At 68.2% G+C, this 12,077-nt stretch carries 13 protein-coding genes; 5 read left to right on the top strand and 8 right to left on the bottom strand.

The annotated features are described in order from the left end of the window. Window positions 1-90: 90 nt before the first annotated feature. Window positions 91-732 carry a hypothetical protein gene (locus ACIQ7Q_RS02320; RefSeq protein WP_403855383.1) on the bottom strand — a complete coding sequence of 214 codons (642 nt, stop codon included), beginning with the start codon at window positions 730-732 and terminating at the stop codon, window positions 91-93. Between the two features lie 389 nt (window positions 733-1,121). Between ACIQ7Q_RS02320 and ACIQ7Q_RS02325 the strand changes: the two genes are divergently transcribed. Then, window positions 1,122-2,243 (top strand): glycosyltransferase, encoded by a 1,122-nt coding sequence (locus tag ACIQ7Q_RS02325; RefSeq protein ID WP_403855385.1) that lies wholly within the window; start codon window positions 1,122-1,124, stop codon window positions 2,241-2,243. An 87-nt stretch (window positions 2,244-2,330) separates the two neighbouring features. On the opposite strand, the gene ACIQ7Q_RS02330 is transcribed toward ACIQ7Q_RS02325, so the two are convergent. Further along, window positions 2,331-2,717 carry a hypothetical protein gene (locus ACIQ7Q_RS02330; RefSeq protein ID WP_403855387.1) on the bottom strand — a complete coding sequence of 129 codons (387 nt, stop codon included), beginning with the start codon at window positions 2,715-2,717 and terminating at the stop codon, window positions 2,331-2,333. A gap of 80 nt (window positions 2,718-2,797) precedes the next feature. Then, entirely contained in the window at window positions 2,798-4,009 is a 1,212-nt protein-coding gene (locus ACIQ7Q_RS02335; RefSeq protein WP_403855389.1) for a pyridoxal phosphate-dependent aminotransferase, read from the bottom strand. 375 nt (window positions 4,010-4,384) lie between these two features. Between ACIQ7Q_RS02335 and ACIQ7Q_RS02340 the strand changes: the two genes are divergently transcribed. Continuing rightward, window positions 4,385-5,176 carry a putative protein N(5)-glutamine methyltransferase gene (locus tag ACIQ7Q_RS02340; RefSeq protein WP_403855391.1) on the top strand — a complete coding sequence of 264 codons (792 nt, stop codon included), beginning with the start codon at window positions 4,385-4,387 and terminating at the stop codon, window positions 5,174-5,176. A gap of 93 nt (window positions 5,177-5,269) precedes the next feature. Here the strand turns inward: ACIQ7Q_RS02340 and ACIQ7Q_RS02345 are convergent, their stop codons facing one another. Together ACIQ7Q_RS02345 and ACIQ7Q_RS02350 are read right to left on the bottom strand one after the other, a co-directional pair. Next, complete coding sequence (locus ACIQ7Q_RS02345; RefSeq protein ID WP_403855393.1) at window positions 5,270-5,503, bottom strand: chaplin; 234 nt, start codon at window positions 5,501-5,503, stop codon at window positions 5,270-5,272. Window positions 5,504-5,790: 287 nt separating this feature from the next. Then, window positions 5,791-6,201, bottom strand: coding sequence for a rodlin (locus ACIQ7Q_RS02350; protein WP_403855395.1), 411 nt, complete (start codon window positions 6,199-6,201; stop codon window positions 5,791-5,793). Between the two features lie 225 nt (window positions 6,202-6,426). Here ACIQ7Q_RS02350 and ACIQ7Q_RS02355 point away from each other — a divergent pair, with 225 nt between their 5' ends. Then, window positions 6,427-7,080, top strand: a complete 654-nt coding sequence (locus tag ACIQ7Q_RS02355) for a vitamin K epoxide reductase family protein (protein WP_403855397.1) — start codon at window positions 6,427-6,429, stop codon at window positions 7,078-7,080. 87 nt (window positions 7,081-7,167) lie between these two features. Here the strand turns inward: ACIQ7Q_RS02355 and ACIQ7Q_RS02360 are convergent, their stop codons facing one another. Next, the gene (locus ACIQ7Q_RS02360) at window positions 7,168-7,356 is read right to left on the bottom strand and encodes a hypothetical protein (protein ID WP_403855399.1); all 189 of its coding nucleotides are present in this window, start codon (window positions 7,354-7,356) and stop codon (window positions 7,168-7,170) included. Window positions 7,357-7,556: 200 nt separating this feature from the next. Beyond that, window positions 7,557-7,856: a hypothetical protein gene (locus ACIQ7Q_RS02365; RefSeq protein ID WP_403855401.1), complete on the bottom strand. Its 300-nt coding sequence runs from the start codon at window positions 7,854-7,856 to the stop codon at window positions 7,557-7,559. A 1,010-nt stretch (window positions 7,857-8,866) separates the two neighbouring features. On the opposite strand from ACIQ7Q_RS02365, the gene ACIQ7Q_RS02370 reads away from it, so the two are divergent. Both ACIQ7Q_RS02370 and ACIQ7Q_RS02375 read left to right on the top strand, forming a co-directional pair. Continuing rightward, window positions 8,867-9,367 (top strand): DUF5949 family protein, encoded by a 501-nt coding sequence (locus ACIQ7Q_RS02370; protein ID WP_403855403.1) that lies wholly within the window; start codon window positions 8,867-8,869, stop codon window positions 9,365-9,367. A gap of 616 nt (window positions 9,368-9,983) precedes the next feature. Continuing rightward, complete coding sequence (locus ACIQ7Q_RS02375; RefSeq protein WP_403855405.1) at window positions 9,984-10,442, top strand: hypothetical protein; 459 nt, start codon at window positions 9,984-9,986, stop codon at window positions 10,440-10,442. A 511-nt stretch (window positions 10,443-10,953) separates the two neighbouring features. On the opposite strand, the gene ACIQ7Q_RS02380 is transcribed toward ACIQ7Q_RS02375, so the two are convergent. Then, window positions 10,954-11,202 (bottom strand): chaplin, encoded by a 249-nt coding sequence (locus tag ACIQ7Q_RS02380; protein WP_403855407.1) that lies wholly within the window; start codon window positions 11,200-11,202, stop codon window positions 10,954-10,956. Window positions 11,203-12,077 lie beyond the last annotated feature (875 nt).

The raw sequence follows: 12,077 nt of genomic DNA on the forward strand, positions 1-12,077 counted from the left end.
TCGGGGGCCGAACTCGTTCAGGCTCCCAGTGCGGTCAGGACCTGGACTCCGGCCGGCCGAGCAGAGCCGCCCTCGAGCCGGCCAACAGGTTCAGGAACGCGATGTGGGCCTTGCCTGGGTGGTGATGTCCGCCGCCAATCCGGCTACAGATCCGGGGGCGCAGTACGCGATGGCAAACCCGCCCTCGTTGTCGGTGGAGTACGGGTTGTCCACGGTGACCTGCCAGCTGTCGCCCGGGGCGTTGGTCGACGTCTGCCCGGAGACACCCGGGATCGCCCCGAAGCTCAAAACGTAGCCGCCGGAGACCGCCACCTGGCCCTCCGGGCAGGTGGCGGTGCTGACTGCCGAGGCGCCCGGCCCCGCGGAGACCGTGTCCCCGGTCGCCTGAGTGATGGCGAGCGTGCCGGTCGGTCCGGTGTCGCCGGTCGGGCCCGTGTCACCCGTGGGCCCCGTGTCACCCGTGGCCCCGTCGCACTTGCCCTTGTCCTTGGGGTCGAAGTCGTCACCCACCGGACCCATGGAGCCGGAAAGCTCCATGTCGGGCCCGTTGTCCTTGCACTCGTCACCCTCAGCCGACTCGTACGCCGGGCCCACCTGCTGCTGCGCGCCGATCGCCACCGCCGTGCCGGAGAAGCCCAGTACCACGAGCGCCACCGATGCCGTCGCACCGCCGGCGAGCCACCTGCCCCGCCGGGGGAGAGGGCCGAAAGAGGTCCTGTTCTCAGGACTCATGCGAATTGCTCGTTTCGAACCGCTGATGATCGGGAAGCTCCTCCGCTTCCCCGGGCATCATTCGGTGGTGAGAGCAATTCAGTTCAGAGCCACGCAGACGATCAACACAATGGACCAGCATGCGTGGCCCGAAGCGGGTGAACCGCCAATGTTTCCGGTGGTGAATTAATGGCGCGTTCCGTGTGGCTGACCCCGGGGCGCCCGCGGCGGGGCTATGACTGTGCCGTGAGGACTCCTGTCCGTCCGGTCGAGAACGATTCAGTGGCTCCGGGCAACAGTCCGGATCCCTCTGGGTGCAGCTCCGCAAAACGAAATCCGCGGGCCGAAACGCCTCTGCCGGCAGCGTCATAGCTGCCCGACCATTTACTTCACCACGTTGGATGGGACCTGTGAAATCAACGGTCTGCCTCAACATGATCGTCAAGGACGAGGCCCCGGTGATCCGGCGCTGCCTCGAGTCCGTCCGTCCCCTGATCGACACCTGGGTCATCGTGGACACCGGCTCGACGGACGGTACGCAGGACGTCATTCGCGACGTCTTCGGTGATCTGCCGGGCGCCTTGTACGAACGGCCCTGGAAGGGGTTCGACAAGAGCCGGAGCGAGGCGATCGAACTCGCCCGTGACAAGGCGGACTACTTGCTGTTCATCGACGCCGACGACCTGATGGAGGTGCGGCCCGGCTTTCGTATGCCGAAGCTGACTCATGACGCCTACAGCGTCGCGCTGCACCACGGGTCCATGATCCACTGGCGCCCCGCGCTTGTCTCCACCCGGCTGCCCTGGCGCTATGTCGGCGTGCTGCACGAGTACATCGACTGCGGAAAGCCGTACAAGCGGGGGACGCTCAGGGGGGCCAACATTCTCACCCTGAGTGGCGGCGCACGCCTGAAGGAAGGCCAGCGTGCGAAGTACCTCCGTGACGCCGAGATCCTCACGCAGGGCTTGATCGACGAGCCGGACAACGCCCGCTACGTCTTCTACCTCGGCCAGAGCTGGCGCGACGCCGGAGAGCCGGAGAAGTCGATCGCCGCCTACGACCGGAGGGCGGCCATGGGCGGTTGGGACCAGGAGGTCTTCTGTGCCCACCTGAACGGCGCCCGGATCGCCGCGAGCATCGAGCGGCCGGCCGCCGAGGTGATGGACCGGTACCTCCGGGCGCACGAAAGCAGGCCCTCACGCGCCGAGGCTCTCGGCGGACTCGCGCGTTACTGCCGTGTCAACGGCCAACGCTGGCCGCTGGCCTACATGTTCGCGAAGCAGGCGGCGCGGATCCCGTTCCCGACCGACGTCCTGTTCGTCGAGGCCGACTGGTATCGCTGGCGCGCACTCGACGAACTCGCCATCGCCGCCTACTGGGTGGGGGAGTACGAGGAGTCGCGGATCTGCTGCGAACGCCTCCTCGACAGAGGCCAGTTGCCTGCCGAACAGCGCGAGCGCGTGACCGGCAATCTGGAGTTCGCCCGACGCAAGCTGGCCGTCAAGGAACTGGTGAGCGCCGCCGGCCGCTGAGACACAGGGCGCATCCGAGATGAGCGGATGTCGTCCTGTTTGGTTGGCCCCGGTCCACGCGCCTCCCCGGCCCGTGGACCGGGGCCGTCAGGGGGCGCCGACCAGGTGCTGGTTCTTGAGGGCGGCGGTGTGGGCGTCCATCCGCTCGGCGGAGAGGATCGCGACGGCGGTGTCGGCGCGCGAGGCGGCGACGACGAGGGCCCGGCCCGCGAGGGCGAGGGCCCGCTGGTGCAGATCGGCGGGGTCGGCGCCGCTGAGGCCCGCGTGGCGGGCCGGCGGGGCGCCGCGCAGCCTCGAGATCTGAGCGGCGACGGCTTCCGCGGCCGAGTCGAGACCGAGCTCGTCCGTCACTGCCAGCAGGGCGGAGAGGTGCCCGGCGAGCTGGATGTCCAGCTCCTCCTCGCGGGTGCGGTGGGGGTACTGCGCCTCGTCGGCCATCGAGTGGACCGACTTGGCGCGGATCGGCTCGTACATGGGGATGGCCTCCTGCTCACAGTCAGGAGACCATCCTACATTGGAACGAGTCTAAAGTTGAGTCCGGTCGGAAACCGTTGCTACGGCTGCCCGTACCCGTCCAGGAACGTGCCGATCCGCGTCACGGCATCCGCCAGATCCTGCGCCGCCGGCAGCGTCACGATCCGGAAGTGATCGGGCTCAGGCCAGTTGAACCCCGTGCCGTGCACAACCATGATCTTCTCGGCCCGCAGCAGGTCCAGCACCATCTGCCGGTCGTCCTTGACCTTGTGGACCTTGGGGTCGAGCCGCGGGAACAGATACAGCGCGCCCTTCGGCTTCACGCAGGTCACGCCGGGAATCTGCGTCAGCAGGTCATACGCGACGTCCCGCTGCTCGAGGATCCGCCCGCCGGGCAGCACCAGGTCCTCGATCGACTGCCGGCCGCCCAGCGCCGTGGCGACCGCGTGCTGCGAGGGCATGTTGGCGCACAGCCGCATGTTGGCCAGGATCGTCAGGCCCTCGATGTACGAGGAGGCGTGCGCCTTGGGACCGCAGACCGCCATCCAGCCGGACCGGTAGCCGGCCACCCGGTAGTTCTTGGACAGCCCGTTGAAGGTGAGGACCATCAGGTCCGGGGCGATCGCGGCGGTGGGGGTGTGTGTGGCGCCGTCGTAAAGGATCTTGTCGTAGATCTCGTCCGAGCAGACGACCAGATTGTGGCGCCGGGCGATCTCGGTGAGGCTGCGCAGCATCTCGTCGTCGTAGACGGCACCGGTCGGGTTGTTCGGGTTGATGATCACGATCGCCTTGGTGCGGTCGGTGATCTTGCGCTCGATGTCCGCCAGGTCCGGCATCCAGTCGGACTGCTCGTCGCACCGGTAGTGCACGGCGGTCCCGCCGGACAGCGACACGGACGCCGTCCACAGCGGATAGTCCGGAGCCGGCACCAGCACCTCGTCGCCGTCGTCGAGCAACGCCTGCATCGACATCTGGATCAGCTCGGAGACGCCGTTGCCCAGGTAGATGTCCTCGACGTCGAGGTCGACCCCCTTCGTCTGGTAGTGCTGCATCACCGCCCGCCGGGCGGACAGCAGCCCCTTCGCGTCGCCGTAGCCGTGGGCGCCGCTGAGGTTGCGGAGGATGTCCTCGAGGATCTCGGGCGGGCACTCGAACCCGAAGGCGGCCGGGTTGCCGGTGTTGAGCTTGAGGATGCGATGACCTGCTGCCTCGAGCCGCATCGCCTCCTCGAGGACCGGGCCCCGGATTTCGTAACAGACGTTTGCGAGCTTCGTGGACTGGATCACCTGCATGCCCGTGAGCTTACGGGCGTCCAACGGAGATCGCTTCGCGTTTTGAGCCACGAGGGGCACGGGGCGAATGTCCGGTTTGTTGCTTTCCGGGGCGAGGGGACTTCCCTTCCTTCGAAACCGTCGCGATCAACGCCACCAACCTGCGAATCCGCGCGCCTGCGAAACGTGTGTTGCTCTCGTCACCTTCGGGTAGTGTTGCCCGCCCGAGCAGCGCTCCGCCCCTGCCCCGTGCAGTGCCGGCGGCGCCGTGGCAACCGAGGAGGTGAGACCCATTCCCGCAGTAGCAGGCTGGGTGCCCTCATCTCGCAGCCGTGCGGCCGACCGGGCCTAGGTGACCGCGAGGGTGCCCTTCGTCGGTCGCCCCGAAAGGCTTTCATGTCGGTCTCCGAGCTGTATCCGTCCCATGCCTCCGTCATCTCCGTCCTGCGTTCCGCCGGTTGTGTCTTCGCGGAGGACGAGGCGGATCTGCTGATTTCCACCGCCCGCGATCGCGACGAACTCGCCGCCATGGTCGAACGCCGCGTCATGGGCCTGCCCCTGGAACACGTTCTCGGCTGGGCCGATTTCCGCGGAAGGCGCGTGGCGGTCGACCCCGGGGTGTTCGTGCCCCGCCGCCGCAGCGAGTTCCTCGTCGCCCAGGCCCTCGAGCTCGCCCCGCCGAGCCCCGTCGTCGTGGACCTGTGCTGCGGCTCGGGCGCCCTCGGGGCTGCGGTGCTTCACGCGCTCGGGGCCGGTGAGCTGCACGCCGCCGACATCGAGCCCGCCGCGGTCCGGTGCGCCCGGCGCAACGTCGCACCGGTCGGCGGCCGGGTGTACGAGGGGGATCTCTACGACCCGCTCCCGGCCGGTCTTGCGGGCCGTGTCGATGTACTCATCGCCAACGCCCCGTACGTGCCCACGGCCGAGATCGGCCTGCTGCCCCCGGAGGCTCGCGAGCACGAACCACTGGTGGCCCTCGACGGCGGGGCCGATGGGGTCGACATCCAGCTGCGGGTGAGCGCCGGTGCGGCGCTGTGGCTGGTTCCCGGCGGGGCGCTGCTTGTCGAAACGAGCGAGCGGCAGGCCCCGCGAACCGTTGCCGCGTTCGCCGATCACGGTCTCTGCCCACGTGTCGCCGTTCACGAGGAGTTGGACGCCACCGTAGTGATCGGGACCAGGCCCGAATAGACGAGAAGTCGAACAGCGGAACGGCCCCGAGGAGCGCCATCGGCGCCTCGGGGCCGTTCCGCCACCGCGCCCAAGGGGGCGCCGCGTGGACTGTCAGCCGATGATGGAAGTGTTGGCGCTCACCGGATTCAGCAGGCCGAGCACGTTCACCGAGTTGCCGGTGAGGTTCAGCGGAACGCTGACCGGAAGCTGGATGACGTTGCCGGACAGGACACCCGCGGAACCGGTAGCAGTGCCCTGGGCACCCGCGTCGGCCATGGCGGGCGCTGCGCTGCCCAGAGCCACGAGGATCCCCGCGACAACGGCTGCAGCCTTTGTGTACTTCATTTCGATCCTTTCAGCAGGGACGCTGTACGCGGTACGGCCTTCGTCCCGCGCAGCTGCATTTCAACCATGCAGACATGCGCCTCCGCGGAACTAGTAAACGAATCGGTTCCCGCTGGGAAGTCGCCGCGCGCCCACGGGGTCGAAAAGTCACTCGTATGCCTCGAAGATAATTGTCGAGCCGATGCACGGAATCCGCGGAGAAAGCCCACGATTCTGTGGGAGTTCAATTGTGGCACGGAACTGCCCCCGTGCGTCACGCACGGGGGCAGTTCATCCGCCTGCGGTGATCAGCGGGTGGAATCGCCGTTCTCCGACAGGACCGGGATGTCGCTGAGGATGTGCGACAGGGGCTCGTCGCCCTTGGCCTGGGTGGAGTTCTCGACGCACTGCTGGTTCTGCGGGGCCGACAGGATCGGCACGTCCTGGGCGGCGACCGGGACGAGGCCGACGAGGGAGCCGACGTTGGCCTTGGCGGGCAGGCCGACGCAGGGCTTGTTGAGCGAGCCCTGAATCAGGCCCATCTGCGGGCTCATGGTGCCGTAGGTGGCGGAGTTGCCGTAATGCTGCGTGGCGCCGATTTCGCTCGTGGAGAAGGTGCCCTGCTCGTCTCCGACGGCCAGAGCCTGCGGGGCCATCGCCGCGCCGGCGCCCACCATCGAAGCGGTGACCATGGTCGTCGTCAGAATGTTCTTGATCACTTACTTGTCCTTTTTCGTTTGAACAGGCGAACGCGGTGCAGCCTGATCAACTGAACCCGCGAAGTTTGGTTTCGGGTGTTCACCCGAATGCCGCACACGGCCCTGTGTGGGCCGTTGGAGGTATCGCGTTCACCCGTTTCGCCGAATGGATTTTCCACCCTGAGTGCGCTTCTGCTTGCGGCACAATAGGCGAATCCACAGAGGTGAAAGAGCGGTGAATTCAATATGACAATTACATCTACCAGGTATCTGTCCGTAGGACAGGGGGGAAGGCGGCGGGCCGTCAAGGGGCCCGGCCGGAGCACTGTCGGCGCGAGCCGGGCCTTCTCCTGGATGCTGGTGGCCACCGGTGCGGCCGGGCTGCTGGCGTCGTGGGTCATCACGATCGACAAGTTCAAGCTGCTGGAGGACTCGGGCTTCAGGCCGGGCTGCAGCCTGAACCCGGTGGTGTCGTGCGGCGACATCATGAAGAGCGAACAGGCGGCCGCCTTCGGCTTCCCCAACCCGATGCTGGGGCTCGTCGCCTACGGCGTCGTGCTCGCGATCGGTATGGCGCTGCTCGCGGGAGCGAGGTACCGGAGGTGGTACTGGCTGGGCCTGAACGCCGGCACGCTGTGCGGTGTCGGATTCTCTACATGGCTGCAGCACCAGTCGCTGTACGAGATCAACGCCCTGTGCCTGTGGTGCTCACTGGCGTGGTTGGCCACGATCGTCATGTTCTGGTATGTGACATCGCACAACGTCCGCAACGGCATCCTGTCCGCCCCGGCCCCGCTGCGCGGCTTTCTCGACGAGTTCACCTGGGTGCTCCCCGTGTTGCACATCGGGATCATCGGGGTGCTGATCCTGACTCGCTGGTGGGACTTCTGGACCAGCTGATCCTCGCGTACCTGAGCACGAACGTACACGTACAGGAGCGGCAACCGGGGCCCCGGCAGCCTCACGGCGCCGGGGCTCCCGCGATGATCAGCGAGTGGACTCGTCGTTCCCCGGCAGGACCGGGATGTCGTGTGACAGGAGGGCGTCGCCCTTGGCCTGGGTGGAGTTCTCGACGCACAGCCGGTTCCACGGAGCCGACAGGACAGGGATGTCCTGAAGGGTGACCGGCACCAGGAGGTCCAAGAGAGGGCCAACGTTGGTGAGCTGCGGGCTCATGGTGCCGTGAGTCTCGGCGTTGCCGTACTCCTGGGCGGAGTTGCTGCCGCTCGAGAACCACGTGCTCTGGTCGTCGCCGAGGGAGTGGGTTGACCTATTCCGGAGTCGACCGGATCGGGGTTGTCTCGGCCGATTCCAACGGCCCTGTGTCGTAAGGTCCGTACCGGTCGGCTGATTGCGATGCTGCGGGCAGCGGCGGATCAGCCGCCGAGCGAGACACCGCCCAGCATGGGGGTGGTCGCGGCGGCAGCCTTCAGCACCTCCTCGGGTGCGTTGCCCTTGATGTTGTTCAGGTCGGTGGCCGTGTCGCCCACCTGGCTCAGGGCGGCCCCGGGCTGGGTTGCGTCTTCCAACTGCGGAACGGAGGAGGCCACCTCGCCGAGACCGCCGTTCAGGCTCATGGGGGGCATGCCCGCCGAGTCCGCGGCGAACACGGGAGTGGCCGCACCCAGCGCTGTCACGGAACCGACAAGGATGGCAGCAGCCGTCGAGTATTTCATGTTTCGCATCCCTTTCCCGGCGGTGCTCACCGCCGTTACAGGCGTAACGAGCCTTGCTTGTATGGGAAACCCTGTCGCTCCCGTGTTTCTGTCACGCACATGCGAATGAGCGCAGGGTTCTGCACCCTCAGGGAGGGTCCCCGGACAGGGCGCACGATGCGGGGCCCGCCCCCGGGCGTGACGCCACCCGCCCTTGATCGTGGAAGGGCGGCCATCAGGCCTTTCCCGGGTTCGGACCACCAGGCATGGGACCATTGGCGGTTACTGCCGGCGGGCGTCCCCTGGAGCCGGGCGGGGGCCACGTGGTGTGCCAATCGTGGAGCCAGCCCCGTCGCGGCGACGGGGGAGCGGGACGGACCTGCGATGGCTCCGCCGATGGGGTCGGGAACAGGGTGAGCCGTGTCCACTCGCCGTCCGGCCGACCCGGCATGGTCCGGCCCGCGGCCGCCCACTCGCGCGCGAGCTGTTCGTAGATCGGGCTGCTGCCGGGCGGCGGTGCCGCCGGTGCGGGATCCGTTCTCGTCTGTACGCGCTGCCAACGACCCGGAGCGGTAGTCCTTGCCATACCGCGGCCAACGCGCACAGGGCACCGGAGGTCACTGCCACGCCGGGATGCTGGGGTACGGAAGGAACGGCCTTTCGAGCCCGCACTTGTACTGAGCCTGACCGCCCGCCACGGCGGCGCCCCCCTCGATCGGCACAAGGCAGGTCCGGCAGGTCCGTACGGCGGACCACCGAGCCCGCCGCATGAGTCGGCGCCAGGCGGAACTCGTCGGCACCCGATTCGGCAAATATGCGGATGTCGCTGCGCGGGTACGTCGTCGCTCCGGCCGTCACCGTCCGCGCCACTCGGCGCTCTCCCCGCGAGTCCGGTCCCGTAAGGGCCGCATTCCACCGTCGGAACCGTCGAACGTCGCTGGGTCGCTGTGAGGTCCGGCCCGGAGTCTGTTCACCCGGGCAGGTGAACGGGGCAGCTGCCAGGGGTCGTCAGGGCACTAGGGTGCCGAGCCATGACCACTGCCAACGTACCCAAAGTGACCGTGGGCCGAGCCGAGTTGGGCACCCTCGCGCTGCTCGCCTGGACCGGTGACCCGGCTCAGGGCCACGACACGCCCTATCTGATCGCGTACTCCCTCGGCGACGGCCCCGGGGGCGCGGCGGCGGGTACCGCCGCATCCCTGGCGATGATCGCGGACCTCGGCCTCACCACGGGCGACGTGATGCACGACCACACCGACGCAGGCGTCTCCCCGATCCAGCTGCTCGTGCAGGGGGGCCAGGCCGTCGTCAACATGCCGTACTTGAAAGCACAGTGCCCCGCCCCCGCCGAATGGCTGGCAGCCGCCGAACGGCGCGGCCATGTGCACTTCATGATCTCCGGACAGGCCTGGCCCGAGGCGAAGCCCGGCGTGCCCGTCACCGAGGAGACCCTGCAGGCCCACCTCGGTGACGAGGACGCGCTCAACGACACGGCCCACGTGCTGCTGCCGGTGTCCCAGCTGCGCCGCTGACAGCCCGAGGTTCCCGTAGGCAGCCGCTCACCGTACCCCCGAACGCGAACGGGAGGACGGACACTGTTGGCGAAGCCGGAGACCGCCAGGCTCGGACGGCCGGCCGGCCGAAGTGCACTGGACCGGCTGCCGGTTCCTGGAACTGTTCCTGCGCCACCTGCCGCGCGACACGCGCGCCGAACAGTAGTGAGGGCCACCTCGTCGTGGCCCAGGTGCGGAGGGTGACGGCGCGTGACGTTGAACGGCAGCACCGTCTCGCCGGCTCGGGACGTCAGCCCGCCCGGCTCGCAGTCGTTCCCGACAGTGCGCCGGAACGGTGATCGGCTTCCTGCGCCGTGGCGAGTCCGTCCGACTGTCCCGGTGTCTCCCACTCCCACAGCAACCCCCTGATTCTCAAGGCGCCATGCTGGACCAAGCCGCGTCACCTTCCATCCTGACATTGCTGCGGACAGGGGATGTATGCACGCTTCGGCGCCTTCTGCTCGTTGTGGCAGAGCACCGAGAGAAGTACATCCCGTAGTGCTTTCGGGTAGGTGTCCGGAAGCGAGCTCATGAGGAGACGAAGACAGCGATGAAGTTGACAACCGGCAGTAGCTTGGCGGTAGTCGTGGCGTGCATGGCGTCGGCCGTGGGCTCCGCGCCCGCCGTCGCCGCACCCTCGGTTCCGGTCACCCTGCCGCTCGAGAGCCTCGAGACGGCCCTGCCGATCGAGGCGCCGGAACTGAGCACCGGAGTTCCGGTTCTCGTGCCCGGAGCTCCCGAGGCCCCGCGGCACGTAACCGGAAACCTCGTGCCGCAGGGCACGCTGCCAGCGGTGCCGTTCAGCAGTGAACTGCCCGCCACGCTGCTGGAGCTCCCCGTGGAGAATGCTCTCGGAGAGGGCAACCTCGCCGTCGCACAGGCCTCTTCCGAGGCCTCCGACATGGAGCTGGCCGGCCCCGGCGCCTCACTCGGAGCGCCGCTCACCCAGCCGCGTGAAGACCTGTACGGTCTGTCCGCGGTCACACTGCCGCAGGCCGCGTTGATGGCTCCGGTGGTGCAGGGAACGCCGTCGGCAGGTCTGCTGCTGAGCTGAGTCGGCAGCGAACTCGCTCTTCCAGGCGCGGGAGCGGTAGCCGGGGGAGCCGCCCGCGGCTGCGGCGATCAACAGCCTGCCGCGTAGTCGTGCCGGGCGTGCGAGCGCCGCCAGCGGCGGATCATTCTCGTACTGGGCGTACTTGGATGACTCCGACAACGCAGCGTGGGGGTACCTCCGCCGAAGGCTGCGGGGGAGTGCGTGCCAGGCGTCGTCGGCCAGGCGGGACTTTCGCAACACGCTTCAGCCGGGACCCTGCCGGTCAAGGAGGTCGCGCGTCTTGACGCGCACCGCCCGAACGCCGGCATGTCGCAGCAGCAGAACGAAGTGCGAGTCGTCGCGGCTTTGGAGCCCCTGCACCGGGTCACCGTCCCTGGTGTCGTCAGGTCGCACGAGGGCCGACCGGGAATCACCGGTCGGCCCTTTCCTGTGCGGCTCCGGACCGGCACAGGACTGCGGCCTCCCCCACGTGGTGCAGGGAAGGCCGCAGCGTTCATCGGCGGTGCGGGGCTCAGGCGCCGTCGGCGTTCGCGCACGTGTTGCCGAAGGCCGGGTTGAGCAGCGCGATGGCGTCTACCGTGTTGCCGCAGAGATTGACCGGCACCTGGACGGGAACCTGGACGAGGTTGCCCGAGAGGACACCCGGGGAACCGGTGGCCGTACCGAGCGCTCCGGCGTCGGCGGCAGCCATGCCGGCACCGCCGACGAGGATGGCACCCGTGCCGGCGACAACGGCGGCGGCCTTCGCGATACGCGACATCAACTTCTCCTTGCGAGACGAGGGGCGGCCGCAGGGGTTGCGGCCTTCAACACCCGGTTCAACGCAGAAAACGGGCACCGGTAACGGATCACCGCAAAGACAGACCCCAACGGTTCCGTCTACGCCCTCGCGCAGGAAGTCGGCATGTCCGTCGCGCCGGGTGTACCCGTGGATCAGGGGCAGCATCAGCATCCGGTTGCCCTGCCGCCGTTCCCGTATACGGGCCGGTCGAGCGACTGAGGCGCGCCATGTCTGTCGTCCATGCTCGTCTCGGCTGATGCAGCCGATAGCGAGGGCCGCCGCGAAATGAAGCCTGTCTCACCGATCTTGAGCGGAGAGACAGGTGAGGCTGCCCGGGGTCGCCATTCGCCCCGGAATCCGCCGTGGGCTGCTGCCCGCCTGAGGTAGTCGATCCACTCGTCCCAGCGCGGCTGCTCCGCGAAGGTGCCGGCTTTGGCCGACTCGGGTTGCGCCTCGAGGGCAGCCAACGCGGCACGGATCTCGGTGGGCGTCACCAGCCAACCGCCATTGCTTCCCCGGTTCTTGAAATCGGGAAGGCCGAATGGCCGCTCGGCCTGGCAGGTGGTGGGGCCATCGGGAGGTGATCAAGGGAGTCCTGCACCGGGTGCGGACCGGGGTGCAGTGACGCGACCTGCCCGAGCGGTTCGGCCCGTCGAAGACCGTTCACAAGAGACTCGTGCAGTCGCCGGCCGACGGAAGGTGGGAGCGGCTTCTGCGACAGGTCCAGGGCCGCCGCGAACGCAGAAAGCGCGATCGACTGGGACGTCTCGGTCGACTCCAACGGTGATGCGCGATCGCCGGCACGCGAGCCGGCCCGCGCAAAGGCCCCGTCACCCGCGTCCTCGGAAGGCGCA

The organism is Streptomyces sp. NPDC096176 (genome assembly GCF_044763255.1).
Classification (GTDB): Bacteria; Actinomycetota; Actinomycetes; order Streptomycetales; family Streptomycetaceae; genus Streptomyces.

Excerpts from the sequence above, each read along its gene's own strand:
- ACIQ7Q_RS02320 (WP_403855383.1), bottom strand. The coding sequence starts at position 732 with ATGAGTCCTGAGAACAGGACCTCTTTCGGCCCTCTCCCCCGGCGGGGC.
- ACIQ7Q_RS02330 (WP_403855387.1), bottom strand. The coding sequence starts at position 2,717 with ATGTACGAGCCGATCCGCGCCAAGTCGGTCCACTCGATGGCCGACGAG.
- ACIQ7Q_RS02335 (WP_403855389.1), bottom strand. The coding sequence starts at position 4,009 with ATGCAGGTGATCCAGTCCACGAAGCTCGCAAACGTCTGTTACGAAATC.
- ACIQ7Q_RS02340 (WP_403855391.1), top strand. The coding sequence starts at position 4,385 with ATGTCGGTCTCCGAGCTGTATCCGTCCCATGCCTCCGTCATCTCCGTC.
- ACIQ7Q_RS02345 (WP_403855393.1), bottom strand. The coding sequence starts at position 5,503 with ATGAAGTACACAAAGGCTGCAGCCGTTGTCGCGGGGATCCTCGTGGCT.
- ACIQ7Q_RS02355 (WP_403855397.1), top strand. The coding sequence starts at position 6,427 with ATGACAATTACATCTACCAGGTATCTGTCCGTAGGACAGGGGGGAAGG.
- ACIQ7Q_RS02360 (WP_403855399.1), bottom strand. The coding sequence starts at position 7,356 with ATGAGCCCGCAGCTCACCAACGTTGGCCCTCTCTTGGACCTCCTGGTG.
- ACIQ7Q_RS02365 (WP_403855401.1), bottom strand. The coding sequence starts at position 7,856 with ATGAAATACTCGACGGCTGCTGCCATCCTTGTCGGTTCCGTGACAGCG.
- ACIQ7Q_RS02370 (WP_403855403.1), top strand. The coding sequence starts at position 8,867 with ATGACCACTGCCAACGTACCCAAAGTGACCGTGGGCCGAGCCGAGTTG.
- ACIQ7Q_RS02375 (WP_403855405.1), top strand. The coding sequence starts at position 9,984 with ATGGCGTCGGCCGTGGGCTCCGCGCCCGCCGTCGCCGCACCCTCGGTT.
- ACIQ7Q_RS02380 (WP_403855407.1), bottom strand. The coding sequence starts at position 11,202 with ATGTCGCGTATCGCGAAGGCCGCCGCCGTTGTCGCCGGCACGGGTGCC.